This is a genomic window from Rhizobacter sp. P3_B12, assembly GCF_056402895.1.
In genome coordinates, this window is sequence record NZ_JBFUGN010000995.1 from 1 (window position 1) to 2212 (window position 2212).

The 2212-nt window shown below is 68.4% G+C and carries 3 protein-coding genes; 2 read left to right on the forward strand and 1 reads right to left on the reverse strand.

Annotated elements, in window-relative coordinates; genetic code table 11:
- The coding region (locus AC1D01_RS31160) for a type IV pilus assembly protein FimV (protein ID WP_477873349.1) at positions 1-425 on the reverse strand (425 nt) is incomplete at its 3' end.
- A 190-nt stretch (positions 426-615) separates the two neighbouring features.
- On the opposite strand from AC1D01_RS31160, the gene AC1D01_RS31165 reads away from it, so the two are divergent.
- Positions 616-1395, forward strand: a complete 780-nt coding sequence (locus AC1D01_RS31165) for an oxepin-CoA hydrolase, alternative type (protein WP_477873351.1) — start codon at positions 616-618, stop codon at positions 1393-1395.
- A 12-nt stretch (positions 1396-1407) separates the two neighbouring features.
- The gene (locus tag AC1D01_RS31170) at positions 1408-2112 is read left to right on the forward strand and encodes a histidine phosphatase family protein (protein ID WP_477873353.1); all 705 of its coding nucleotides are present in this window, start codon (positions 1408-1410) and stop codon (positions 2110-2112) included.
- Positions 2113-2212 lie beyond the last annotated feature (100 nt).

The following is a 2212-nucleotide window of genomic DNA, read 5'->3' on the forward strand; positions in this document are numbered from 1 at the left end:
GTCGGGCGCAGCGCCGGCTCGCCCTGCGGCGCGATCACGCTGGCCAGCGGCGAGGCCGAGGGGTCGGGTTGATCGGAAATGTCAGGCAGCGCGTTGGCCGGTGCCACGGCGGTGGCCGACGGCGGGTCGGCGAACACCACGTAGTTGCGCGACAGCCGTGTCGGACAGCCAACGTTCAGTGCGATGCCGACCACCGGTTCCTCGACCGGCACGGTGGTGGTGATGCGCAGCCGGCGTTCATTGCTGCCGGGCTGGCCCTCGATGCGCACGCGCACCGACAGCGAAGACAGCGCGTGGTCGCCGATCGACACATCGGCCTTGACGCACGAGGCTTCGATGCGCTCGTCGGGCTCGAGCCGCAACATCACGGCGAAGTTGAGCGGGTGGCCGAGGGTGGTGGCGCCGAGCGTGTTGCCGAACCCCATCGCAGTCGCTTGTCCCGTGGGCAGGAGGCCCAATGCGAGGCTGACTGCGAGCGAGTTCGGGAATCTCTGCATTCGAATGAGCAGTTGATTGATTTTTTGACTCTAGCATGAACCTTCCTGCGGCGATCTCCGCAATAACGGGCATGATCGCGCGCCATGCGCTTGGCGCTGTCTGACGAATGGTGTGGCCATGCCCTCTGAATTGCGTGCCGAACGACGCGACGGCACCCTGGTGCTGACGATCAGCGACCCCGCTTCCCGCAACACGCTGTCCGAGCAGGTCTTCACCGCCGGCATCGAATCGCTGGGCGTGGCCGAGTCCGACCCCGAGGTGCACTGCGTCGTGCTGCGCGGCGACGGCGAGCACTTCTGCGCCGGCGGCAACCTGCAGCGGCTGCTCGCGAGCCGCGAGGCCCCGCGCGACGTGCAGGCGGGGATGCTGGAGCGCTTCCACGAGTTCGTCGAGGTGCTGCGCGTGTTCCCGAAACCGGTGATCGCAGCGGTCGAGGGTGCGGCGGCGGGGGGCGGCTTCTCGCTGGCGCTGGCCTGCGACCTGATCGTCGCGGCCGAGAACGCGCGCTTCGTGATGTCGTACGGCCGCATCGGGCTGTCGCCGGACGGCGGCTCGAGCTGGCAACTGATGCAGCGCCTGCCGCGGGCCGTGGTGCTGCAGATGCTGTGGCTGGCCGAGCCGATGGGCGCGGCGCAGCTGCAGGCGCTGGGCCTTGTCAATTGGGTGACAGACAGCGGGCAGGCGCTGAACCAAGCTCTGGCGGTGGCCGAGCGCCTGTCCCGGCTGGCGCCGAACGCGGTGTCCAGCGTGAAGGAGCTGGTCAATGCGTGGCCCGGGCGCAGCCTCTCGCAGCAGATGGCAACGGAGCGGGATCACTTCCTTGAGAACTTCTTTCATCGCAACGGCGGCGAAGGCCTGCAGGCCTTCCTGGACAAGCGCGAGCCGCGCTTCGAGTAGAGCGAGGGCGGCATGAGCCGTTCAATCCCGAAGCGTCGACGCATCTATCTGATGCGGCATGGATCGGTCGACTACTTCCGTGAGGATGGCAGCGCGGTACCGCCCGACACCGTCCCGCTGAACGCCGTCGGCCGCGACCAGGCCGATGCGGCCGGCCGGCTGTTCGCGCAATGCGGYGTGCGCTTCGACAGCGTGCTGGTCAGCGGGCTGCCGCGCACCGTCGAGACGGCGGCGCGTGTGCTGGCCGCGGGCGCGCAACCGGAGTTGCACGTGCTGCACGAGCCGGCGCTCGAAGAGATCCGCCCCGGCCGCCTGGCCGACATCCCGAAGCACGAGCTCGAGGCCGCCTTCCTCGGCGCCTTCCGCACCGGCCCCGACGTGCAGTCGCAGCGCTTCCTCGGCGGCGAATCGGTCGGCGAGCTGCTCGATCGCGTGCTGCCGGCCTTCGACGCGCTGCTGGCGCGCAGCGACTGGCAATGCCTGCTGATGGTGATGCATGGCGGCGTGAACCGCGCGTTGCTGTCACGCGTGCTGGCCGGCGAACGGGCCTTCTTCGGCCGCCTCGAACAGGCGCCGGCCTGCATCAACGTGATCGACGTCGGCGCGAGCGACCAGATCGTGCGCGCGGTGAATCTCGCGCCCACGCAGTGGCTGCACGAGCGCGAGACGATGACGACGATGGAGAAGCTGCTGGCGCAGTTCCTGCGACAGACCTGATCTCGATTTCATCACCTGTTTTTCCGAACAGCTCCTTGGCACCAAGCCGCTTGTTCACTAGACTTGCCGCTGGTCGTCGGATCTCACGGATCTCCGCGCT

Bases quoted from the DNA above. Each gene is read 5' to 3' on its own strand.
- AC1D01_RS31165 (WP_477873351.1), top strand. From the start codon at position 616: ATGCCCTCTGAATTGCGTGCCGAACGACGCGACGGCACCCTGGTGCTG.